This window comes from Mucilaginibacter celer (assembly GCF_003576455.2).
GTDB lineage: Bacteria > Bacteroidota > Bacteroidia > Sphingobacteriales > Sphingobacteriaceae > Mucilaginibacter > Mucilaginibacter celer.
This window is the reverse complement of record NZ_CP032869.1, coordinates 1,028,631-1,052,258: the sequence shown is the minus strand read 5'-3', so window position 1 is coordinate 1,052,258 and position 23,628 is coordinate 1,028,631. Positions and strand designations below refer to the sequence as shown.

Here is a 23,628-nt window from a genome sequence, read left to right as displayed (position 1 = left end):
TAAAAAGAATCCTTTAAGCACCAGTATTTACAACTGGTGCTTGCGTTACCTATCGGCTGGTTTTAAAATAAAAAAGGGTTCCTTGCCCAGAAACCCTTTTTATTTTATTATCAAAATATTTTATGCATTCGCATACAGTTCGCCCAGGTTTTGCAGCATATCCTCGGTCATCAATCCAACATCAAATTTCGGTTTCCAACCCCAATCCTTACGCGCTACGGCATCATCAATGCTTTGCGGCCAGCTATCGGCAATAGCCTGGCGGCTGTCCGGTTTGTAGGTTACCTGTAGCTCAGGCTTGTGTTTCTGTATTTCGGCAGCAAGTTCGGCGGCGCTGAAGCTTAAGCCTGACAGATTATAGGAGGTACGGATGCTGATACTTTCGGCAGGTGCTTCCATTAGTTCGAGCGTGCCGCGGATAGCATCGTCCATGTATAACATCGGTAAGCGGGTATCCTCAGCCAAAAAGCATTCGTAGCTTCCGGTTTTTATCGCTTCGTGAAATATAGCAACAGCATAATCAGTAGTACCGCCGCCCGGAGGGGCCGAATAACTGATGAGGCCCGGATAACGGATGCTGCGTACATCGAGGCCGTATTTTTCAAAATAATAACGGCACCATTGCTCGCCGGCTATTTTACTGATCCCGTAAACAGTAGATGGATTGGTAACCCCATCCTGCGGGCAATCAACCTTAGGCGCATCCGGGCCAAAAACGGCTATGCTGCTTGGCCAGAAAATCTGCTCCAGCTTTTCTTCGCGGGCTACCTCAAGCACGTTTAACAGGCCCTGCATATTGATATCCCAGGCCATTAATGGATTTTGCTCGCCTGTTGCCGATAATACAGCCGCGAGGTGATATATATATGTGATACTTTTTTCCTGAACCAAAGTTTGCAGGGCCGCTTTATCAAGCACATTTAACTGCGCATAAGGCCCCGCCTCTGTTGTTTTTTCATTTGCCGGATGACGATCTGAAGCGATAACCGCATCAACGCCATATTTTGCACGCAGGGCAATGGTCAACTCAGTACCAATTTGACCCAATGCACCAATTACAAGGATAGATTTCTTGTTACTATACACGTTTTATAGATTTTGTAGGATTAAAATGCTTTTTTTTAAAGCGAAGAAGATTGAGCCTCTTTAGCCGCTATTCCTGTCACCGTCATGCCGAACTTGTTTCGGCATCCCACAGGACAAGTGGGCGATTTGCTTAGCATGGTTGCTTAGCGAGTGGGGTGTTGAAACAAGTTCAACATGACCTTTTTTATTATGTCGCGAGCAGAAAGATCAGAAATTAGCCTTGAGACAACTAATCTCTGATCTCCAAGCGCTAATCTCTCTTACTTATGCTTCGCGCTCATGTAAAACGTGATCTCGCCGCCATTCATAATATCGGCATGGCTGATAAACGGCTTATCAAGCGGTTTGCCATTCAACACCATTTTTTGTACGTAAACATTCTTAGGGCCCTGGTTTTTAACGTTAACGGTAAATGTTTTGCCGTTATCAAGGTTAATCACCGCATGATCAACAGCCGGGCTACCGGTTGAGTACTCGTCTGATCCTGGTGCTACCGGGTAAAAACCAAGCGAGGTAAATATGTACCAGGCGCTCATCTGGCCGGTATCATCATTGCCACCTAAACCATCAGGAGTTGGCTTGTACATCATTGGCAAAATCATGCGTACACGTTCCTGGGTTTTCCATGGCTTATCTGTCCAGTTGTACAGGTAGGCTACGTGATGCGATGGCTCGTTGCCATGCACGTAGTTGCCTATGATCCCGTCGCGGGTAATATCCTCGGTTTCGGCAAAGTATTTATCGGGCAGGTTCATGGTGAATAACGAATCCAGGTAACGTACAAAACGTTTATCGCCCCCCATCAATTTGATCAAACCTTCAGGATCCTGCGGTGCAAACAGCGTGTAGTTCCAGCTGTTGCCTTCAATAAAACCTTCGTTAATAGTGCTCAACGGATCGAACTTAGCGCGAAATGCACCGCTTGCCGATTTAGGGCGCATAAAGCCTATCGAAGCGTCGTAAACATGCTTATAATTTTCCGATCGTTTGATGAACTCCTCATAAATATCGTTACGGTTCAGCTTTTTGGCTAACTGCGCGATAGCCCAATCGTCAAAAGCATATTCAACAGTTGATGATACTGATACGCCGCTTCTTTCATCGGGGATATAACCTTTATCCATATACTCGCCAATACCTTCGTAATCGCGATGACGGGCGGTGGCTACGCAGGCATCAAGTGCTTTGTTGGCATCAAAATTTACGTTGCCTTTTATCACAGCGTCGGCAATAACAGCAACACTGTGGTAGCCGCTCATACACCAGTTTTCGTTACCCGAGTTTGACCATACCGGCAGCATGTGCTCCGGACTCTGATCGTAATGAGCCAGCATCGATTGAATCATATCCGCATTCCGTTTCGGCTCGATGATATTGAATAGCGGATGCAGTGCACGATAGGTATCCCAAAGCGAGAAAGTAGTGTAATTGGTAAAACCATCGGCCTTATGTACGTTCTGATCGAGGCCTTTGTACTGGCCATCGGCATCCATGTAAACGGTTGGGTTAATCATGGTATGGTACATGGAAGTATAGAAATTTTGTTTGGTTTCTTTACTTCCGGCAATTTCAATTTTGTGCAGTTCTGTTTCCCAAAGCTGCTGGCCATCGTTTTTCACTTTATCAAAATCCCAGCCCGGTGCTTCGGTGCGCATGTTATTCAGCGCGCCATCCATACTTACAGGCGAGATAGCGAATTTAATTTTGATCTTCTCCCCTTCTTCGGTTTTAAAATCGAAGTAAGTGCGCAGCTGCCTTCCGGCAATTTCGGGGAAGTTTTTAACCTGGTTAAATTTGCCCCAGAAACCGCCGTAAACTTCGCGTTTATCATACTTTTTATAACCGTGCTGATAAAAAGGCTTTGAAAAGCTCATGGCAAAATACAAGGTACGGGTACGTGCCCAGCCATTGGTTTCGCGGAAACCAACAACGGTTGAATCGTTAACCACTTTCAGGTAAGTCCAGATGTTTTTATCCGGATAGTTATAAATGCCGGCCATCAAATCCAATATAATATGCGACTGATCTGATTTGGGGAAGGTATACTGGTGGAAGCCAACCCTTGTCGTGGTAGTTAATTCGGCGGTGATGTTATTGTCATCAAGCTTTACCTTGTAATAGTTGGCCTGGCTTACCTCGTTCTGGTGCGAAAAGGCCGAGCGGTAACCACTGCCCGGTTTATCGGCAGTACCGGGGTTAAGCTTCAATTGCCCAACGGTAGGCATAATCAAAAAGTCGCCCAGGTCTGAGTGGCCTGTACCGCTAAAGTGTGTATGGCTAAAGCCCACTATGGTTTTATCATCGTACTGGTAGCCGGCACAGTATTTATAAACGTCGGGATTGTAGTGCCCATCCTTTTCATAACTGGCGGTATCTGTTTCGGGGCTAAGCTGTACCATACCAAAAGGTACGGTTGCACCCGGATAAGTATGCCCCATGCGCTGGGTGCCAATAATTGGGTTTACATAGTTAACCAGCTTTTCTGTTTTGGTTTGGCCCTGTGCGTATACGGCCGATGCCATTAATAATGCTGTAAGTAATCGCTTCATTTGTTTTAGTATATCAGTATTCCCTTTAACAGGAATTTTTTTATCATCACCCGCCCGCTCTTAATTAATTACAGACTTTTGATTTGATTTTGTGATAAGGTTGCTAATTTATGTAAAACGGGTGGTTCAATAACCTGTAACCCCATTTGTTACACAAACGTTTTTGTACCGGCTTTAATTAAATTGTCGGGTTGGCTGCGTAAGCGGCCCATAATTCGTCAACTGTTTTGCCGGTAAGGTTTTTCCAGCTATCGTTGGTAAAAGTATGGTCGCGCAGTTGTTTATCCAGCGTTTTTACCAGGCCGGGTTTTACGTTCTTTTCTATCCACACTAAAAAGCGTGCAGTTACGCGGTAGGCGTTATCATAATTTTGGGTTGATTTAAAAGCAGGTAAGGCCCATTTGGCGCCCGCATTGTCAACACCAAATTTATTGCGGGCATAATCGGCAATACCCTCGGTTAGCCAGCCGGGTCCGTCGCTGTTGCCGTAAGCCTGTACAATGTGCATTACCTCGTGCGTAACCACGTCAATATCTCCCGGATATTTCGCCATATATTTAGCGCTGAAAACAACAGTATCATTACCGGTGGCAGCTACGCCATCATAAGCTGTATCAATAACAAAGGTTACTTTTTTTGATGTTTTTTTATTGTACTCTTTAGCCAGTTTAGGATATACCTCGAAAAAGGTTTTGATAAGCCGGTCCTTCAGCGCCGGGCTAAAAGATGGATCTTTGCTGATAAAGGTAACTTCATAACCTTTTTGCTTATAAACGTCCTGGGCCGCAGCAAACAAACCCGAAATTAGCAGTGCAAACAGAATAGTAATTTTTTTCATTGACGATTAAGATAAAATCGGCTAAAAACGCCGAAACAGCCAAATATAGATAAAACGTTTTATCGGTACCGGGCCTATATATTGTAATATTATTGCTAATTATTCGCTCCAATTACCTCAAAAAAACGCCTGTTGCTTCAACAACAGGCGTTTTTATAATTAATTAAACAATATTAAGGGAAAAAGAACTATGAAGCATTTGAAGATAAAGGCAGGGAATATAACTCCCCCGGAGATTACTCAGTACCTTAAATCTTTTCAAATCTAAACAAATAAAACGTTTTACCAAATTGTTTTAAAATTCCTTATCGCCTAAATTTAAGCAGCCCTAACTAAGCCGTAATCTTTGCTGCCGTCGATCCACGCTCAATCAGTTTCGAGGGGATCTGGAGATCGATTTTTGATGCATCAAGCTGGCGGCTGTTAATCTGCTCCATTAAAATATCAATTGCCGATTTGGCTATTTCATAAGTGGGCTGCTGTATGGTGGTGATGCCCGGCGGGTACAGGTTAAAAATCTCATTATCATCAAAGCTGATCACCGCCAAATCATCGGGGATGCTAAGTCCAAGATCGCGGATGCTCTGCAGCCCCATGGTGCCCAGGTAATTGGTGGTAAAGAAAATGGCATCCATCTGCTTTTGCTTACCGATAAATTCTTTGATCAATGCAGCGCCATCATTCTTATTTACATCAAAGGGCACCTTCAGTACCATTTTGTTATTTTCTTTTAAATGATGATCTGTCAAGGCCGCCTTGTAGCCTGCCACACGATCGTTTAACTGCACCAAACCCAGATCGGCAGTAACCAGGCCGATATTTTTATAGCCCGATTTTACAAAACAACTAACCGCACTGTAAGCACTTTCATAATTGTTAACCAATACGTGCGGTATATCAATACCGGGAAAATATCCGTCAATCAGCACCACCGGCTTTTCATTATCAACCAGGCTTTGAATCTCTTTTTCAAGGCCTTTCATCGGGGTAATAATATAACCGTCAACCAGTTGCTGCGATAGCATCCTGATCATATCCTTGCCTTTTTGCAGGTTATTGTTGGTGCTGCAATATATAATCCGGTATCCGTCTTTTTCGGCTTCCTCTTCAATTACCTTGGCCATTTCTCCAAAAAAAGGGCCGCCTATGTTTTCAACTATCAAACCAATAACTTTTGATACCCCTGTACGCAGGCCAACAGCCATACGATTAGGCTCGTAGCCGTTTTTTTGGGCAACATCCAATATCTTTTTACTGATCTCTTTACTTATCCGGCCTTTACCGTTTAAAACAAAAGATACGGTGGTAATTGAGGTATCTGTAAGTTTGGCTATATCCTTAATGGATATCTTTTTTTTCATCATTTTATTAACTTCAGGTATTAGGTTATTTACGTTTTAAAATTTGAAGTGGTTGTTAATCTCCTTTTAACCATTCAATTAGCGGTTATCCCTGCGTCAAAACAGGTTAAATTAATTCCAGACAACCAAATTATATGTTATTGAGGGCTAAAGATACCTTTTCCTCCTTATTTTGAGGCTAACACTAATTAATTGTTACAAAACAGGATAAAAAACGGGAATAGTTACTCCTTATTGCTATAAATAATCCGCAAGCAGTATATCAAAGCACCGGGTTATTAATTGTGGTTTAAAAATATTAAATTTAACTTCCGTGTTTATCCCTGTTAATTGATTTGAAAACTGCATGAGCATAACGCCCAAACTTACCCGTTTTGATCTTACCATGATTGTTATAAGCCTGGTGATAGGCATGGGTATTTTTGCGGCACCGGCCGAGGTGGCCAAAAGCTCCAGCAATCCCTACCTTTACTTTGGCGCATGGCTGCTTGGCGGCGCGGTAAGCCTGTGCGGCGCCTTAACCTTTGCCGAAATTGGTGCCCGCTACCCTACCACCGGCGGCTTTTACAAGGTTTTTTCATTCTGCTTTCACCCGGCCTTTGCTTTTATGATTAACTGGGTGTTGGTGATAAGCAACGCTGCATCGGTTGCCGCCGTAGCATTAATAGGCGCCGAATACATTAACCCGGTTATTATGCCGCAAAGTTTGCAAAACGATGTGGGCGTAAAAATCATGACCATCAGTTCGGTACTGATATTGTATATAATAAATTACCTGGGTATTAAAATGAGCGCACGTACGCAAAACGTGCTTACGCTATTTAAAATAGGCATGATATTGATTATATGCGCCGCAGTTTTTAAAGGAAATATAGTGCGGGCAGATAAAGTGATTGAATACCATAATAATAACGGCATAAGTGCGTTCGGACTAAGCCTGGTGGCTGTTTTTTTTACCTATGGAGGCTATCAGCAAACCATAAATTTTGGAGGAGACATTATAAACGCTAAAACCAATATCCCCAAGGCTATTTTTTTTGGAATAGCTACTGTGATAGCATTATATATGCTTATCAACTTTGCCTATTATTCGGTTTTGGGGATTAACGGCTTACAGCAAAAAACCACGCTGGCGGCTACGCTGGCAGGTGTTTTATTTGGCGCTGCGGGGTATAAAATAGTATCGCTATTGATGTTTGTTTCGGTGCTGGCCTTTGTTAATGTAAATATTATGGCTAACCCGCGCGTTTACTACGCCATGGCCGAAGACGGGATTTTGCCGGCAAAGTTTAAACATGTTAACCGCCAAACCCAGGTACAGGAGTTTGGGCTTAGCTTTTTTGTGGCAGCAGTACTTATTATATTGCTTTTTGCCGGTTCGTTTCAAAAAATTTTAAGTTATGTAATGTTTTTTGATACGATAGGCCTATCCACCGCCGCGGTGAGCATTTTTATTTTACGCAGAAAAACCAAACATTTAAACGATACAGGTATTTACAGCATGAAATGGTATCCTTTAATACCTATCATTTTTATAACTACCTACTGGTTTGTAACCATCAGTATTTTTATCGAAAATCCGCGGGCAGCGTTAATATGCATTTTGGCGTTCATTGCCGGCCTTATCATCTATTTTATTACAAAACGAAGCCAAAAAACCTTCACTACACCTTAACTATGGATATTTCATTTATATTAAATGAACTGGGAGAAGAAAGAGATCAGTACTTCAACGCCGTTTCGCCGCCTATTATGCAAAGCAGCAACTTTTGTTTTAAAGATGTTGCCGGACTGAGAACCGCCATGAAAGACGAGTTTGAGGGCAACCTTTATTCGCGCGGACAAAACCCCACACTTAATATTTTACGAAAAAAACTGGCAGCCCTTGATGGTGCTGAAGACGCGCTATTATTCAGCAGCGGGATAAGCGCCATCAGTATCCCTATCCTCTCGCTATTAAAATCGGGCGATCATATTATCGCAGTTGATAATATTTACAGCTGGACCATCAAGCTTTTTCAGGATTTGCTGCCCAAATTCGGCATCACCACTACTTTTATCGACGGAACAGTTTTCGAAAATTTCGAAGCAGCAATACAGCCACAAACACGGCTGATTTACCTGGAAAGCCCCAACACTTTTTGTTACGATTTGCAGGATATAAAACGCGTAACCACGCTGGCCCGTTCAAAAAACATAACAACCTTAATTGATAACAGTTATTGCAGCCCGCTTTTTCAACAGCCCATATCGTTGGGTGTAGATCTGGTAGCGCAATCAGCAACAAAATATATTGGTGGGCACTCGGATGTGGTAGCAGGTGTGCTTACCGGCAATAAAGCAATGCTTAAATATATTTTTGAGCATGAATTTATGAACCTTGGCCCCGCACTTTCGCCGCCCGCAGCCTGGCTGCTGCTACGTGGCCTGCGCACCCTCCCACTACGTTTACAGCGAAGTTTTGAGAGTACCAAAACCGTTACCCAATGGCTTGCAAACCATCCTAAAGTGCAAAAAGTGATATGGCCCTTCAGTCCCGATTTTGAACAGCGCGAATTGGTCCGGAAGCAAATGCAGGGTTGCGGCGGCCTATTCAGCATCACCTTAAAAAACAGCTCGTTTGATAAAATAGAAACGTTTTGCAACAGCCTGAAACATATTCTACTGGCGGTATCATGGGGAGGGCACGAAAGTTTGGTAGTACCGGCTATAGCCTCAGTTAATGAAGATCAGTATAACGAACACGATGAGCGCCACCAGCTCATCAGGATGTACATCGGCCTCGAAGAGCCGCAATACCTCATTGCCGACCTGGAGCAGGCCCTTAACAGCATCTAAACACAAAAGCCCGGCCTTGCGCCGGGACTTTTGTTTTGATCCGGACAATGCCGAACCGGGGGGATTTAATCAAATAGTTAATAGTTATTTATTAAATGGATGCGTGCTGTTGGGCAGCGTGGCGCTGTTGCTCAAAATACAGGTATTTTATTTTGTATTGTTTGCTCAGCTTATCGTAGGCGGCCAGATCAGCATCTCCGCGGAAAGATCCCTCAAGATTATACCTGAATTCGGTTTGGCCCGCGAAACTTTTGCCGATATTGGCCACAGTTAAATCATTAACAACCGACGCACCATCAACACTATAATAGTATTGGATGGTAGTTGCATAACCTTTACCCTGCGGCACCAAACGCTCGCGGCTGTAAATGGTGAAGCCGGCTGTATCCAGGATCCGATAGGCCTGGTTACCCTGGTACCTGTAATCGGCACCGTTAACGCGATAACCATAAATTCCTGCTTTTTTCAGTTTCACTTTTTTTCCCTGATCGGTGAAGCTAACACGGCTTCCACCCAAAAACCCGTTAAGTTTAAGGTTGGTTGCGTTGGCATAGCTTAGTTTCCCGGCCTTGTAATCTGCGGCGGTTAAATATATTCCCGTTTCATTACCCTGGGCATTTACCCTTCCTGCCTGCATCCCGATCAACACCATCAGGATGATGATTTTAATTGAATTTTTCATTTTATTATTATGTATTGTAATTAAAGTTAAATAGCCCCCTTAAACAGGCATACTATTTTATTTTGGCGCAAACATTGAAAAAAATGTTTAAACACACAATATTGTTCCCTTCGCCTTTCCTGTCAAAAAAGCCAGCACATTATGCATCAGCAGATTAAATTTTACTTTTTAGGTAAAACCTTTTATCAATCTGTCCGGTACTGCATCCGGCGAAATTAAGGGCATAAAAAAGCCGGGCGGCAAAACCCGGCCTCCAACCTCTACTAAACCTATCCTCCACAATGAAAAAGGAATAAGTTATCGCGGTTTCAAAGTACGTTTATATAAAAGTCCGCGGCTTAAAACCTAACCAGCAAAGCAGCTATAAACCTCGTTTCTGAGTTTACCAGATCAGGTACAAAATTAGTACCGCCAAGTGGTGTGGTATTGTAACCATCCGGCGATGTAACACCACCGTGACCGGCAAAGTAAGGCACATCGGCATGGCGATGTACCACTTCCATCCTGAAGGTAAGGTAATCGTTAGGCATTAAATCGATTGTGGTTGAGTAATCGTAACCATGAAATTTATCGCCCGGATTTGCCGAAAATGGATGTGTGCCGATATTGCCCGTACCCACGGCCGGAATAGGGTTGGCATCGCCTGTTGGGTAAAGCACAAGGTAACGGCCGGGGTTGTTCATTACTCCACCGCCAACCGTCCAGCCCAGGTGCCCTTTGGCCATTACCATGCGGTGGTACACCATCGCGCTTGCAAAATATTGTTCAGGGCCTTTAACCGGGTCTGATTTAAAACCGTTTACACCATCACCTTTTTCGTAACCCAAATCGCCCGTGATAGAAAAGGCCGAACTGTTTACAAATGTGTTTTTATTTTTATAGTAGCGTACCTCCACACTGTTATCGGTATGGAAGCGTTTACGACCTGGTTTATCCTGCGTATCGGCACCGTAATAGTTGTTTGATAATACCTGTAACCACTCTTTTGGTCTCCACAAAATTTGGCCGCCAATACCCGGCCTGCTGTTAAACATGCCATACGATTGCCAGCCGTTGATAATCCAGGGCTCTATCTTCAATTTATCTGATACGAAGATCTGGATCCTTACACCGTTAAAAAACCATGGCGTATTATCGCTGGTAAATGATGGCTGATAGGCCCAGTTTTCGGCATTGTAATAAGAGAACAAACCAATGTATGACATAAAAATACCTGCGTCAACGTTAATACCATTCAGTACATCAAAGTGGTAACCGGCATTGGCCTCGCTTAAATAACGGTAAGCCGTTGCCAGATCGAACTGGCCGCGGGTAACGCTGAAATCATTACGGGGCACTACGGTTGAGCGGGTGCCGAACTGCGTAAGCACGCTGGCACGTACATTATCATAATGAAAGTCGCCGCCTAAAGCCACTGTCGAGATCTCAAATTCATGATCGCGGGCCAGGGCGGTTGAACCTACCACGGTATGGTCAACCGGGTTATGGTTTGAGGCTGTATAGTTAAAATCCAACAAAAAACGACCGGTGAAGTATTTGGTATCCAACAGGGCTTTGTGGCGGCGGTCGTTACCGTTAAGCCAAGTAAAATCGCCAAAGGCAAATGGTTCGGGTTTGGTTTTTACGGTGTCTTTAACGGCGGTAGTATCGGTTAAAGATGCAGCGTTTGCCTGTGCATAAGCTAAAAGTAATGTAAGGCCTAAAGCAATAAATAAGAGAAGTTTTTTCATTTTAAATATGATATTAATTGTTCGCGACAGGGGCAGTTAGCAGTGTTTAATTTAATTTGCCCCGGCCTGCGTTAATTATGGCACGCCTGCCAATTGCTATACCAAGTGGTTGCAATATTTTGTGGTTGATTTGATTATCAGACCTCTATTAATTTTTATTTTATTTTCCGTTGAGCGATAGTTTGATAAAGTATCTCATTTTGAGATGGTGATTTTCTCATGGTGAGTGTGAAAACTTTATGATTAAAGTCATTGCTCAACGCTATCGCAAGCGTCCTCGCCATAGCCGTTAACTTAAGCGAATATTTTAGCCTAATCGCGTTTAAAATCCCCTCTCAAGAGGGGGCGCGATGGGAAAGAGTGGGAGAAGGGGTGTGTTATACAAGCGATAAGCCGCATGCAGAATAACACACCCCTCCACCCCTCTCAAGAGGGGAATCGCAAATTCCCCTGCTTTTTAACGATTTAACCCTTAAGTTAACGGCTATGGCGTCCTCGCTTGTGGTTCTAAGCTAACCATCTCATCAAGTCGCAGACCTAAACACGGGCCACAAGCGAGGACGCTTGCGGCAGCGTAAGAAGAAGATCCTTCGTTCCTACCCATGACAAGCATGGCGGCTATGCAGAACGAAGAAGATGCTTCGTTCCTTAGCATGACAAAGGTGAAAATGTCATATATCCTTCAGAGGCCGCGGCTTTTATTTACTCAGCATGACAAAGAGGATTTATCATGATCAATTAATTCATCAGTATATGATACTCATCAATCTTTCGGTAAAGCGTAGCCAGGCCAATCCCCAGCACCCTCGCCGCCTCAGACTTATTGCCTTTAACATACTTCAATATCCGGCGGATGTGGTGTTTCTCTACGCTATCCAGATCAAGCGCAACCAGGTCATAATAGCCTCCGTTATGAAACTCATTGGGGAGTAGTTTGGGGGTAAGTACCGGCTCGTCCATCAGGATAATAACCCGCTCAATCACGTTTTTTAGCTCGCGGATATTGCCGTTCCATTTATGCTGGTTAAGCAGCTTAAAAAAACCGGCATCTACATCGGGCTGTTTCTTTTTCACCTTGGCCGAGTATAGTTTGATAAAATGCCGGGCCAGCACTTCAATATCCCCTATCCTATCCCTCAGGGGCGGCAATACAATAGAAAAACCCGACAGACGGTAAAACAAATCGAGCCTGAAATGCCCCTCTTCCGATTCTTTTTGCAAATCGCGGTTGGTAGCGGCTATCAGGCGCACGTTAACCTTGATGGTTTTGGTTTCGCCTATTTTTATAAATGTGCCGTTTTCCAGCACCCGCAAAAGCTTAGCCTGCAAATCGTGGCTCATTTCGCCCAGTTCATCCAAAAAAATGGTACCGCCGCTGGCTTCTTCAAACAGGCCTTTTTTATCCTTAAGGGCCCCGGTAAAGGCACCTGCTTTGTAACCAAACAGTTCGCTCTCCAACAACTCTTTGCTAAAGGCGCTGCAGTTAACTGCAACAAAGGGCTTTTCTTTACGCAGGCTTTCGTAGTGAATGGCTTCGGCAAATACCTCTTTACCTGTGCCTGTTTCGCCCAAAAGCAAAACGGTAGCATCAGTGCGCGCCACTTTTTTTGCCAGCTCTACCGCCTCCAGAATAGCAGGCGAATTGCCCAGCACTATCGGGAAACCATGCTGCGTTTCCACCTCATTCTGCATTTCGCTGATGTGGTATTGCAGATTAGCCTTGTCCAGCGCCTTACTTACCAGCGGCAGTATTTTATCATTATCATCGCCCTTGGTTAAATAATCAAAAGCACCGTTCTTTATGGCCAGCACGCCATCACTTATCGACCCAAAAGCTGTTAAGTTTATAATCTCGATATAAGGTTTTATTTGCTTGATGCGCTGCACCAATTCAACGCCATTGGCGTCGGGCAGCTTCACATCGCTTAAAACCACACGGATATCCTCCCGCTCAATAATGCGCAAACCGGCTTTAGCATTGGGTGCCTGGATCACATCATAACCTTCAAGCATTAGGATGCGGGCCATCAGCTCGCTTAGCTTAACCTCATCATCAATTATTAATATGCCTGATTTCATTTTTGTATTTGTTAGGATTATTGATGAGCATCAGCGGCAGCATTTCAAGCAGCCTTACATACAGGCCGGTACCTTTCTTAATTTCTTCGAGGTAAATAAATTCATCTGCCGAGTGCGAGCGGGCCGAATCGCCGGGACCAATCTTAACCGAGGGGATAGATAACCAGGCCTGATCTGAGGTGGTAGGCGAAATATAAGTTTTGCAGCCAATTGCAATACCGGCCTTAACAATAGGATGCTCGGGCGAAACTGATGATGCACCCAACGAACCCGGACGCGGATTTACCTGGCAGGAAACATTTCGCCTGATAATATCCACAATCTCTTTTTGCGAAAAAGTATCATCGTGCCTGATATCCACCGTAAACTCGCAACGCCCCGGCACAATATTGTGTTGCGAACCCGCTTTAATGGTAGTCACCGTCATTTTTACGGGCGGCAAACCTTTCAATTGCTGCGGAAACTGGTAAAGGCTAAACCATTCCAAATCGCGCAGGCATTTATGGATGGCGTTATCTCCCTCCTCGCGTGCGGCATGGCCGGGGCGGCCGTTACTTACACAATCAATAACCAGGTTGCCTTTTTCGGCAATGGCCATTTGCAACAGCGTAGGTTCGCCAACTATGGCCAGCTCGCAAGTACCCAGCAAAGGCAGGATTGATTTAATACCGTTTTCGCCCGAGTTTTCCTCCTCGGCGGTAATGGCCAGGCAAAGGTTAAAGCCCAGGCCATGGTAGCTGTAAAAATGCAGAAAGGCTGCTATCAATGATACCACGCAACCACCGGCATCGTTACTGCCAAGGCCATAAAGTTTGCCATCGGCTATTTCCGGGCAGAACGGATCTTTTGTATAACCCTCGTTTGGCACAACCGTATCCACATGAGAGTTAAGCAGTATTGTCGGTTTAGTTTCATCGTAGTATTTATTAAAGCACCAGATATTATTTCCCTTGCGGTGCACCTTTACCGAGTATTCGTACAGATACTGGTGAATGATATCGGCAACTGCCGATTCATTACCGCTAAAGGATTGCGTTTTGATCATTTTTTGCAGCAGCACAACACTTTCGCTAAAAAAATGGGGGTTTAAGGGCAGCGTTTGCACTGGCGGGGCTATGGCCGGCTGCTGTTCGCTTAATGTTTTTATCATAACAGGTTAGTTTAATTGAGGATCAAACAACATGGCTGTACACAGACAGTTACAGCGGTTTTTATTTTGCAGTACATCATAGTTCACACAGCTTTTGCAGGCATCCCAAAAACGGGTTTCGCGCGCCACTTCCGAATACGTTACCGGCTCGAAACCTAAACGGGTATTCATTTTCATGATAGCCAGTCCGGAGGTGATACTAAAGATTTTTGCCCAAGGATATTTGCTGCGCGACAGGTTAAAAATCCGGTTCTTGATTTCGGACGCCACACCCTGGTTACGGTGTTTTGGCGATACAATTAAACCGCTGTTGGATACAAATTCGCCGTTATCCCAGGTTTCGATGTACGAAAAACCTACCCATTCGCCGGTTTCGGTTACGGCTACGATGGCCTTGCCTTCGTCGATCTTTTCAATTACTGAGGCGGCCGATCTTTTTGAAATGCCTGAGCCCCTTGCTATGGCCGAGGTTTCCATTTCTTTGATGATCTCGTCGGCAAATACCACATCGGCCGGGATGGCCGGCCTCACAATAATTCGTTCATCTTCCATTTTAAATGTTTATTTCAGTTACCAGCACGGATTTGTTGAATAACTGTACATACCCCAATGCCAAAAGAATGCCCGTTGTGGCACACCCAAGCCATTTATGGGTTTAGATGATGTAAATGAAGATTTTAAGTTTGCGGCTGATCTATCCGCATAAAAAAAGCCTATCAAAATGAAAGGCTTCTATTTTCAAAACAAGATATTTTGATGTTTATTCAACCGGCTGTTGATACTCCGGGCTGCTTTTAAAATTTTCAAGATAGCCATCGGCATTTACGGCAAGCGCGCTCATTTCTGTTTTGGGGGATGCTTTTTCCTTTTTTGGGCCAGCCAGCGGAATGATAATTACGGCTATTAAAGCGGTAATTTCGAGTACGATATAAAACGAATCCATTATTTTAACTTTATTGTAATGCCCAGGGCAAACTAAACCTGTGCCAAAAAGCTCATAAAGTCACCATACATGCCCCATCTACGTTAAAATTGTTATTTATCGATATTGGATGGTTAACCACTGCCTATCATTTTGGTAGAATTATATTATCAAAATGATAAACTATTGATTAACAGAAGTCATTTAAAAAAAAGCTACCGCGGGTTTAGGAATAGCGTAACCCGTGGGAAGAAACAGCCGCTCCGTTGTTGGTATTTGTTACCACAGGTGTTCGGAAGATTTTTTGTTGGTCGTTAGCGCAAGTCTTGTGAGGTGGTATTGTGGGTGGATGACTTGTGATCCAGCGCCGCTGTTGGTATTGTCAACAGTGACAACACCAACAACGGCGATAAAGTAATCATCTTTGGTCAGCTAACGTAATTCTATTTTCAGATCTTCAGTTTTCATTTCTGTTTCCGTCGTTAATTAGCTTTCGCGACTTTTACAGCGGTAGGTCCTTTTTGACCTTGCTCTACCTCGAAAGTAACTTTGTCATTTTCTTTGATCGCGAAGCTGACTGAGTTGATATGTACGAAAATGCTTTCCTGAGTTTGCAGGTCTTTGATAAAACCAAAGCCTTTAGATTCATTAAAGAAGGTTACTGTGCCTTTTCTTACGGTTTCTACTTCGATATCTTCCTGTTTAGGGGTACCGATTTGGATGTCTTCGGCCAATACTTTTTTCCGGTTACCCTGCTCTTGAGGCACGGAGGTGAGGTTGCCGCTTCCATCAACGTAAGCCATCATATCTGCTAAACCTTGCCCTTTAACAGCGTTAGTTTTACGATCGTCAGACCTTTCCTTTTTGTCTTGTTGTTTTTTGAGCTTTTTCTTCTCGCGCTCTTTTTTACTAAATGTTTCTGTGGATCTACCCATGTTTTTGATTAAGTGTAACAAAAAAAGCATCCCCCGAATGGGGGATGCTCTCACAATGATTATATAGTGTATTAAGCTACTTTAACATTTACTGCGTTTGGGCCTTTACGACCTTCTTCAACGTCATAACTAACAGCGATGTTTTCGCGAATGTTGTCAATCAGACCTGTTGAATGAACAAATATCTCGTTGCCACCAGCATCTGGTGTGATAAATCCGAAACCTTTTGTTTCATTAAAAAATTTTACTATTCCTTGCATTTTATTATTGTTAATAAGTGTGCAATATACTCATAACAATTGACATATTTTCTTTTTAATCAAAATATTTAACATTTATTTATAAATTAGGGAAGAAAAGAAACAAAGCCAGCCATTCGGGTAAGAATAACTAAGGTTTTACCTGTTGATTTGGTTTATAGCCTAATAATATACATCCGTTTGAGAAGTCATTTATTTTATCTACTCCCACTTCTTTATCCCCAGCTTCTGCATTTTTGAATGCAATGTTGACGGCGGCAAGCCCAGCTTTGAAGCCGCCCCATCCTTTCCGCTTATCTTTCCGTTACAACGCCTTAAAACTTCCAAAATATGCTCTCGTGCGTGTTCATCAATGGTTTTTAACCGGTCGGTAGCTGCATCTTCATAAACGGGGCTCTCCTTTTTATTTTGCATTTTGGGCAGGTAAGCCTGTTTAATCAGGGGGCCATCGGTAAGTAATACGCTTCGCTCTATAAAATGCTCCAGTTCGCGAACATTGCCGGGCCAGTGGTAATCACGCAATTGCGCCATAACATCGGTTGATATACCGGTAATTTTCTTCCCGCTTTTTTGCGCGTAACGGTCTAAAAAATGATTGGCTAAAACCGGGATATCGTCTTTACGCTCGCGTAAGGGCGGTATAATAATCGGAAACACAAATAAGCGATAATACAGATCAAGCCTGAAACGGCCTTCCTCAACCTCTTTTTCAAGATTGCGGTTGGTAGCAGCTACTATGCGCACATCTATTTTGATGGGCCCCTTGCCGCCAATACGTTCAATTTCCTGCTCCTGCAAAACACGCAGCAGCTTTACCTGCAGCTCCGCAGGCATCTCACCTATCTCATCCAAAAAAATGGTGCCGCCATCGGCCAGTTCAAATTTGCCTGTACGCTTTTCAACAGCCCCGGTAAAAGCTCCCTTTTCGTGCCCAAATAATTCCGATTCGATGAGGGTAGCCGGCATAGAGGCGCAATTAACCACCACAAGGGGCTTATTTTTACGGGGCGATAAATAATGAATGCTTTTTGCAATACGTTCCTTGCCTGTACCGCTTTCACCTAAAACCAACACCGATGTATCAAGCGGGGCCACTATGCCAATATGATCAAGCACGGTGAGCATCTGGTGGCTTTTGCCGATAATACCCTGAAAGCCCGCTGCTTTATTTTTTTCAGTCAATTCTTTGCCTGCATACTTATCATTTTTTGCAGCCTCTATTTCGCTGTGGTCTACCGGCATAATCTCTTCAATGGCGGTTAAGAGCGACCGGTGCAACCTATCCAGCAGTACAGCATGATCATTACTATAACAATCGGCTTTGCGGCTGTAAAACGAAAACGATATGTTATCGCCCTTCGAAGTAATTAAAGGTATTGCCAAAAACGATTGCATGTTAAAGGAATGCGCCAGCAGCTTTTTAACCGGAAACTGCGATTGCAGCCTGATAAAATCGGCCCCGTTATAAAAACCGGTTTTAGTAACCAGCGGACTATCAGCCTGCATTTGTTTTAACTGGGCTTTACTAACTTTGGTTACATTTAAAAACTCGTCGGTGCCAATAACCTGGTATTCATCAAAACCTGTACGTAAAAATGAAATGGCTTCTTCAGAGAAGCCGGCGGCGGTTTTAACAATAATAGTTAAATAATCGAAGGGGGCATGTGGCTGTAAACTTGTCGAAATTTTAAGCAGTTTCTGTTTCCAGGTTATAGGCTCGGCCACTATATTTTTAAAAACCTGCTCCAGCGCCTGTTCCCGGCGTAATTTTGATTCGATGCTGTTTTGGTGACGGTAAAAAGCAACATCAAGCGTAATCAACAATTCTTTTTCGCGGAAGGGTTTAACCAGGAAACCATAAGGCTGGGTGGCTTTTGCCTTTTCCAGAATACTTTCCTGGAAATTAGCCGAGAGGTAAACAAAGGCAATATTTTTTGATGTGAGGATACCGGCCAGGTCAATACCGTTTAAATTTCCTTTTAAAAATATATCGAGCAACACCATTTCGGGCTTTTGCTCTTCAATAATTTCCAGTGCTTCGGCCACCGAATCGGCAATACCACAAACCCGGTATCCTGCGCGTGTCAATATTAATTTCAAGTCGTACGCCACCAGCGATTCATCCTCAACTATTAATATTTTTCTGCTCATAAGTAAATTAACTATATAAAGTATTTGTTTCTATCTTGCTTAATATGGTCTCGGCTTTAAACTCAACCGTAATAACGGCGCCCTGGCAATTCTCAATTTTAAAATAGCCGCCAAGCTGTTTGCTCAGGGCTTTCATCATCTCCATACCCAGTGAGTTTGCCTGGCGTACATCAAAGCCCGGCGGCAATCCGTTCCCGTTATCGGCTATGGTGAGTACAATAGTTTCTTCGGCAAGTTGCAGGGCTATTTTTATTTCACCGCCACGCCCTTCAAACGCGTATTTAATGGAGTTGGTTATAGCCTCATTTAAAATAAGACCAACCGGCACCGCCTGGCCAACATCAAGTTTTATGGGCTGAACTGTTTGCTCAAAACGGATGCCCCGGCCTGATGGATTATAGCAATCGGCCAGGTAACTGATCAGTTCATTAATATACACCGACATATCGATATAAGCCACGCCCGAATTGCTATACAACTTTTGGTGAATTAAAGCTATGGCCTGCACCCGGTTCTGGCTTTCGCGAATGGCAGCCAGCGCCGCGTTGTTTTTTAAAAATGCCGATTGCGTGTTAAGCAGGCTCATTACAATTTGCAGGTTGTTTTTTACCCGGTGATGCACCTCTTTCAACAGCCAGTCTTTTTCATCAAGCAGGTTATCTTTTTCGTGAACAAGCTTTTGCAGCGAGGTATTTTGCGCATTAATTTCCGCCTGCTTTAGTTGCAATTGACGGTTACTTTGCTGTTTAAGCCTGTAGCCGTTAAACGCAAACCCGGCTATGGCAAGCAGCATGGCCACACCCGCAAAGGTGATATTACGCTGCATATTGGCTTTTTGGATCTCGGCCTTCTGGCTGTTGGTTTGCATTTGCAAAAGTTTTATTTGCTGCTTTGTAGCGTTGGTTTTATAAGTAAAATCAAGCTCTTCTATCTGTTTATTTTTAATAGCGTTAAACAGCGAATCGTCAATCCGTTTATTGATCTCGAAATGCTTTATAGCCGATACATAATTACCAGCCGCCGAATCAACCCTAAACTGCATCCGGTGTATTTTGGTAAGCGTAATTGGCCGGATAGATTCGGGCTTTAACTTCAGGATTTGTTCGGTATAAACGCCCGCCTTTTTAAACTGCCGGGTGAGCAGGTAAAAACCACCCATGGTTTCATTATAGTGAACAAAATCGGTCACCATTTGCTCGTTGGTAGTGTAAAAATCTTTATTAAAGGTGGTTGTTTTATACACCTCCATCATCTTCAGGTAATACAGCTCGGCCTTGGGGTAATCTTTCAGGGCCACGTAAATATTACCGAATGCCTCGTACATATCCACCTGTTGCGCAAGAATAACCGGCGGTACATCATTTACCGCTTTTTTCAGGTAGGCCAATGCCTCTTTCGGGCGCTTTGCCGTAATATAATCGTAAATAATGAGGCTCAGGTAACCGTAAAAATCCTCGTATTGCTTGCGCTGTTTTAATATTTCGGCCGATTTGAGGATGTACGTAAGGCTTTGATCGTACTTGTTCAGATCGGCATAAACCAGGGCTACTTTCGCGTAATAAAAATCGGCCAGGGCGGTATCGGCTGTTCCTTCCATGGTTTTAATTACTTCCAACCTGTAACGAAGTTCATTGTGCAGATCGATTTTTTGCTTGCTTATTTCGGCAAGAGAATGATAGGTAGTAGCCAACCGCTTATAACCAACAGATTGATATTGTTTCAAAGCCTGCTTCAGTTCGCCCTCGGCAAGATCAAGCTTTTTTTGGTTGAGATGGATATCGGCAATACTGCGGATCATATCGGCCTCATCTACTTTTTTGCCGTTTTGCTTAAATAAAGCGCGGGCCTGCCCGTAGCTGCTTATTTTATCAGGAATAGCTTGCGCATCCGTAAGATCAACCGAAATATTATCGCCCAGGCGTGCCCAGGTTTGGCCTTCGGCATAGGTATCGCCGGTTTTGCGGTAATAGCTAACTACCTGCATAAAAGCAGCCTTACCCTGTTTTAAATCGGTTTGTTTAAAGTATGCCGCGCCTTTAAGCATCAGGGCCTCGTTAAGCCATTTTATTGACCGGATAGCCATACTCATTTGTATGGCTTTATTAAAAGCGGTTATACCGCTGTCCAGAACCTCTTTATGATCGCCTATTTTATTGAGGTAATAACTCCCGAGCCTGATCTGCAGTTTAATGGTATTGGTATCTACCTTATTTTTTTGATTATCGAGACTTAGTTTAATGGTAGCAACGTCCATCTTTTTTTGCGCCAGCGAGCCTGTCGCAAAAAAAACAACAATAAAACATAACGTTATATATTTAAACATGAACAGCGTATTTTATTGTAAAAAAGACACTTATAAACAACCCAACAACCCTGCTCACCCCGGTAAATACAGCGGAACTATGACAGGTTTTGATCAGTAAATTTATTCATTTTTGGTCAAATCAGCCTTATTTATTTGGTATGCGTTTAAGGTGCGGCTATTAAGAAAAGTATCACTTCAGTTTGATTAAAACTATCGGTTGTGGGTACCGAATCCAATGTATTTTTTACGGTTTTTGTTGTATGGATTATCCTTTGATGAGTTGGGTGTGACATTATTTTTACAGCGAATAAAATTGCAAAACAAGGCGAATGGGATGTTTAGCGTATTGCGTTTATTGGTCGTATGGTTTTGTCTGAACTCGAATTTTAAGGAATTATGAGAATTCATCGAATTTGCTTCGCGTTTTGTCCATTCCATAAATTCGACAAATTCGGGTTCAGACAAAAACAAGCGGACATTCTTTTTCAGAGCTTTACCAAACCCGGTTCTCTTTAGTATACTCCCGCTCAATCCCTTCTAAAATCAACTCGTTGGAGATTTTAGCTTCCTTACGGGCCAGCATTTGCAGGCAGGCAAACTGCACCACATTTAAAATACCCGACCCGCTCAGTTCATACTTACGCGAAATTTGCTCGAGGTTTATATGCCCGTTAAGATTGGCCTTGGGTGGAAATGTTTTCTGCCAGATGATATGCCTTTCCTCGGCATTGGGTAGCGGGAAATGGATAACCGACTGAAAGCGGCGCATAAAGGCCTCGTCGATATTGTTTTTAAAGTTGGTAGCCAATATCACCAATCCGTTGTGTTGTTCAACCCTTTGCAGCAGGTATGAGGCTTCCTGGTTGGCATATTTATCATGCGCGTCTTTTACATTGGTACGCTTGCCAAACAACGCGTCGGCTTCGTCAAAAAACAGGATCCAGTTTTTATTATCGGCCTTCTCGAATAACTTGGATAGATTTTTTTCGGTCTCACCTATAAATTTGGATACGATCATGGATAGATCGATCCTGAATACATGCTTGCCGGTGTATTTACCTAACAACGAAGCCGTAAGTGTTTTACCCGTTCCCGGCGGCCCATGGAATAGAGCCCGGTAGCCCGGTTTCAGCTTGCGTTCCATGCCCCAATCCGTCATTAAAACCTGCTGATAGTTTACCCAGTTTTCCAGTTCGGCAATTTGCTGGCGGGTGGTGTCGCCAAGCACCAGGTCGTCCCAGTTATAGGTAGTTTCGAGGTGTTGGGCCGGGAAGTTCATGCTTAGTTTGGGGATGGATTGCGTGCCGGTAATCAGCAATTCAAGGTATTCCGGTTGCAGTACAATCCGGCCGGATAATGCGGGCTCTCCCTCCGGCACATCTTCAAGATATAAAATGTGCTGTTTGGCAAAGTTGCTTTGGTGGTGAAACAGGGCCGCTATTTCCAGGCGCTTTTCCATGTCATCACCTGCCAAAATAAAAGCGGCGGTTTGCCCGGTTGGCAAAAAGCTGCGCCCGTTACGGCTGCGCACGCCGCCCAGTTGCTGAAAATCGCCCGATTCCTGCATAAAGGGCTGAATGATCTCATCAAAAAAATCAACCTGTAAATGCGGGGCTAAAGCCATCATCAGTATGATCACTTCATTGCTATCCAGGTTATAATCGCTAATCAGCTTTTCGATACCGCTGCCGTCACGGTTTAGCCGGGGTAGTAACGGAGGTAAAAAAGTCACCTCACTCCCCAATACGGCCTGCAGCCTGGCTTTGAGATAGCCCGCCGTATATTGCAATAACGCTTTTATCTGTTTCAAATCTGTAACCATAACTATTTACGCGGACCGTTTTGCTGTATAACATGGGTTAACTCGTGCGCCAACAGGTTCATGCCTGCTGTACTTTCCGGATCAAACTTGGCGGCATTGAAATAAACATCATTACCATGCGTAAAGGCATGTGCTTTAGATAAGTTGCAAAGCTCAACCGCCTGCTGCCCGGTATGGATCTTTACCTGCTCAAAATTGGCATTCATCTGGCGTTCCAATTGCGCGCGCACCTTGGCCGGCAGCGGGCTGCCGCCGCCTTTGCTCTCGTTCAGTAACCTATCAAATTTGGCCTCCGGTGCCTCGGGCTTTCCTTCCGTTTTTTCTACGCCTCCGCCTTTTTCTTCTTTCTTTTGCGCGGCGACCTTATCATCTTTTTCATCGCCTTTTTCTTTTTTCTGCGGCTTGCCTTCGTCTTTTTTATCTTCCTCGCCTTTTTTCTGAGGCTCTTTATCTTTCTTTTCTTCTTCTTTTTTCTGCACACCCTCCTTGTCCTTCTTGTCCTCTTCCTTTTTCTGCGGCTCTTTATCTTTTTTCTCTTCCTCTTTTTTCTGTGGTTTTTCTTCTTCCTTTTTCTCGTCTTTTTTCTGCGGCTTACCTTCTTCTTTTTCGTCTTTCTTCTCCTTTTTCTGCCCGGCCTTGGCATCTTTTTCTTCATCCGCACCTTTTTTCTGTACGCTCATCTGGCCCATGCGTTGCGATGATTTGGTAGGTTCCTGCTGCGCCATGGTTACTTTATGGGCAACGGCATCGGCTTCCTGCTCGAGGGCGGTATCCTGGTTACCATCTATTTTACGGGCCTGAAAAAAGGCATCGTTATCCTGTTTGGCTTTTTCGCGGCTGCCGTTAAAAAAAGGTTTTTCTGCTTTATCGGCCTGTGGCTGGTTAAGCGGCTGCCGGGTATGGATTGATTTCATGAGATA

Annotated in this window: 18 protein-coding genes; 2 read left to right on the top strand and 16 right to left on the bottom strand. The window is 43.9% G+C overall.

Annotation, left to right across the window (positions count from 1 at the left end; all coding sequences use genetic code 11):
• Window positions 1–120 precede the first annotated feature (120 nt).
• The 4 genes from HYN43_RS04195 to HYN43_RS04180 form a co-directional block, all read right to left on the bottom strand.
• Window positions 121–1,086 (bottom strand): NAD-dependent epimerase/dehydratase family protein, encoded by a 966-nt coding sequence (locus tag HYN43_RS04195; protein WP_119408268.1) that lies wholly within the window; start codon window positions 1,084–1,086, stop codon window positions 121–123.
• Between the two features lie 260 nt (window positions 1,087–1,346).
• Window positions 1,347–3,635, bottom strand: coding sequence for a GH92 family glycosyl hydrolase (locus HYN43_RS04190; protein ID WP_119408267.1), 2,289 nt, complete (start codon window positions 3,633–3,635; stop codon window positions 1,347–1,349).
• 178 nt (window positions 3,636–3,813) lie between these two features.
• A complete protein-coding gene (locus HYN43_RS04185) occupies window positions 3,814–4,473 on the bottom strand; it encodes a basic secretory protein-like protein (RefSeq protein ID WP_119408266.1) in 660 nt (219 codons plus the stop codon).
• 332 nt (window positions 4,474–4,805) lie between these two features.
• On the bottom strand, window positions 4,806–5,837 hold the full coding sequence (locus HYN43_RS04180; RefSeq protein WP_205589865.1) for a LacI family DNA-binding transcriptional regulator: 1,032 nt from the start codon (window positions 5,835–5,837) through the stop codon (window positions 4,806–4,808).
• Window positions 5,838–6,180: 343 nt separating this feature from the next.
• On the opposite strand from HYN43_RS04180, the gene HYN43_RS04175 reads away from it, so the two are divergent.
• Together HYN43_RS04175 and HYN43_RS04170 are read left to right on the top strand one after the other, a co-directional pair.
• A complete protein-coding gene (locus HYN43_RS04175; protein WP_119408265.1) occupies window positions 6,181–7,509 on the top strand; it encodes an APC family permease in 1,329 nt (442 codons plus the stop codon).
• A gap of 2 nt (window positions 7,510–7,511) precedes the next feature.
• Window positions 7,512–8,672, top strand: coding sequence for a trans-sulfuration enzyme family protein (locus HYN43_RS04170; RefSeq protein WP_119408264.1), 1,161 nt, complete (start codon window positions 7,512–7,514; stop codon window positions 8,670–8,672).
• Between the two features lie 91 nt (window positions 8,673–8,763).
• On the opposite strand, the gene HYN43_RS04165 is transcribed toward HYN43_RS04170, so the two are convergent.
• From HYN43_RS04165 to HYN43_RS04110, 12 genes are all read right to left on the bottom strand, one after another.
• On the bottom strand, window positions 8,764–9,354 hold the full coding sequence (locus HYN43_RS04165; protein ID WP_119408263.1) for a hypothetical protein: 591 nt from the start codon (window positions 9,352–9,354) through the stop codon (window positions 8,764–8,766).
• Window positions 9,355–9,692: 338 nt separating this feature from the next.
• A complete protein-coding gene (locus tag HYN43_RS04160; protein WP_119408262.1) occupies window positions 9,693–11,084 on the bottom strand; it encodes an outer membrane beta-barrel protein in 1,392 nt (463 codons plus the stop codon).
• Window positions 11,085–11,822: 738 nt separating this feature from the next.
• Window positions 11,823–13,163, bottom strand: a complete 1,341-nt coding sequence (locus HYN43_RS04155; protein ID WP_119408261.1) for a sigma-54-dependent transcriptional regulator — start codon at window positions 13,161–13,163, stop codon at window positions 11,823–11,825.
• Window positions 13,138–14,313 (bottom strand): M20/M25/M40 family metallo-hydrolase, encoded by a 1,176-nt coding sequence (locus HYN43_RS04150; RefSeq protein ID WP_119408260.1) that lies wholly within the window; start codon window positions 14,311–14,313, stop codon window positions 13,138–13,140. Before HYN43_RS04150 ends, HYN43_RS04155 begins: the two co-directional genes overlap by 26 nt.
• Before the next feature lie 6 nt (window positions 14,314–14,319).
• The gene (locus HYN43_RS04145; protein ID WP_119408259.1) at window positions 14,320–14,865 is read right to left on the bottom strand and encodes a GNAT family N-acetyltransferase; all 546 of its coding nucleotides are present in this window, start codon (window positions 14,863–14,865) and stop codon (window positions 14,320–14,322) included.
• Between the two features lie 208 nt (window positions 14,866–15,073).
• Window positions 15,074–15,256, bottom strand: a complete 183-nt coding sequence (locus HYN43_RS04140) for a hypothetical protein (protein ID WP_119408258.1) — start codon at window positions 15,254–15,256, stop codon at window positions 15,074–15,076.
• A 461-nt stretch (window positions 15,257–15,717) separates the two neighbouring features.
• On the bottom strand, window positions 15,718–16,170 hold the full coding sequence (locus HYN43_RS04135; protein ID WP_119408257.1) for a cold-shock protein: 453 nt from the start codon (window positions 16,168–16,170) through the stop codon (window positions 15,718–15,720).
• 71 nt (window positions 16,171–16,241) lie between these two features.
• Complete coding sequence (locus HYN43_RS04130) at window positions 16,242–16,430, bottom strand: cold-shock protein (RefSeq protein ID WP_119408256.1); 189 nt, start codon at window positions 16,428–16,430, stop codon at window positions 16,242–16,244.
• A gap of 201 nt (window positions 16,431–16,631) precedes the next feature.
• Complete coding sequence (locus tag HYN43_RS04125) at window positions 16,632–18,581, bottom strand: sigma 54-interacting transcriptional regulator (RefSeq protein WP_119408255.1); 1,950 nt, start codon at window positions 18,579–18,581, stop codon at window positions 16,632–16,634.
• A 7-nt stretch (window positions 18,582–18,588) separates the two neighbouring features.
• Window positions 18,589–20,904: a histidine kinase dimerization/phosphoacceptor domain -containing protein gene (locus tag HYN43_RS04120; protein ID WP_119408254.1), complete on the bottom strand. Its 2,316-nt coding sequence runs from the start codon at window positions 20,902–20,904 to the stop codon at window positions 18,589–18,591.
• A gap of 475 nt (window positions 20,905–21,379) precedes the next feature.
• Window positions 21,380–22,696 carry an ATP-binding protein gene (locus HYN43_RS04115; RefSeq protein WP_205589864.1) on the bottom strand — a complete coding sequence of 439 codons (1,317 nt, stop codon included), beginning with the start codon at window positions 22,694–22,696 and terminating at the stop codon, window positions 21,380–21,382.
• 14 nt (window positions 22,697–22,710) lie between these two features.
• Window positions 22,711–23,622: an eCIS core domain-containing protein gene (locus HYN43_RS04110; RefSeq protein WP_119408252.1), complete on the bottom strand. Its 912-nt coding sequence runs from the start codon at window positions 23,620–23,622 to the stop codon at window positions 22,711–22,713.
• Window positions 23,623–23,628 lie beyond the last annotated feature (6 nt).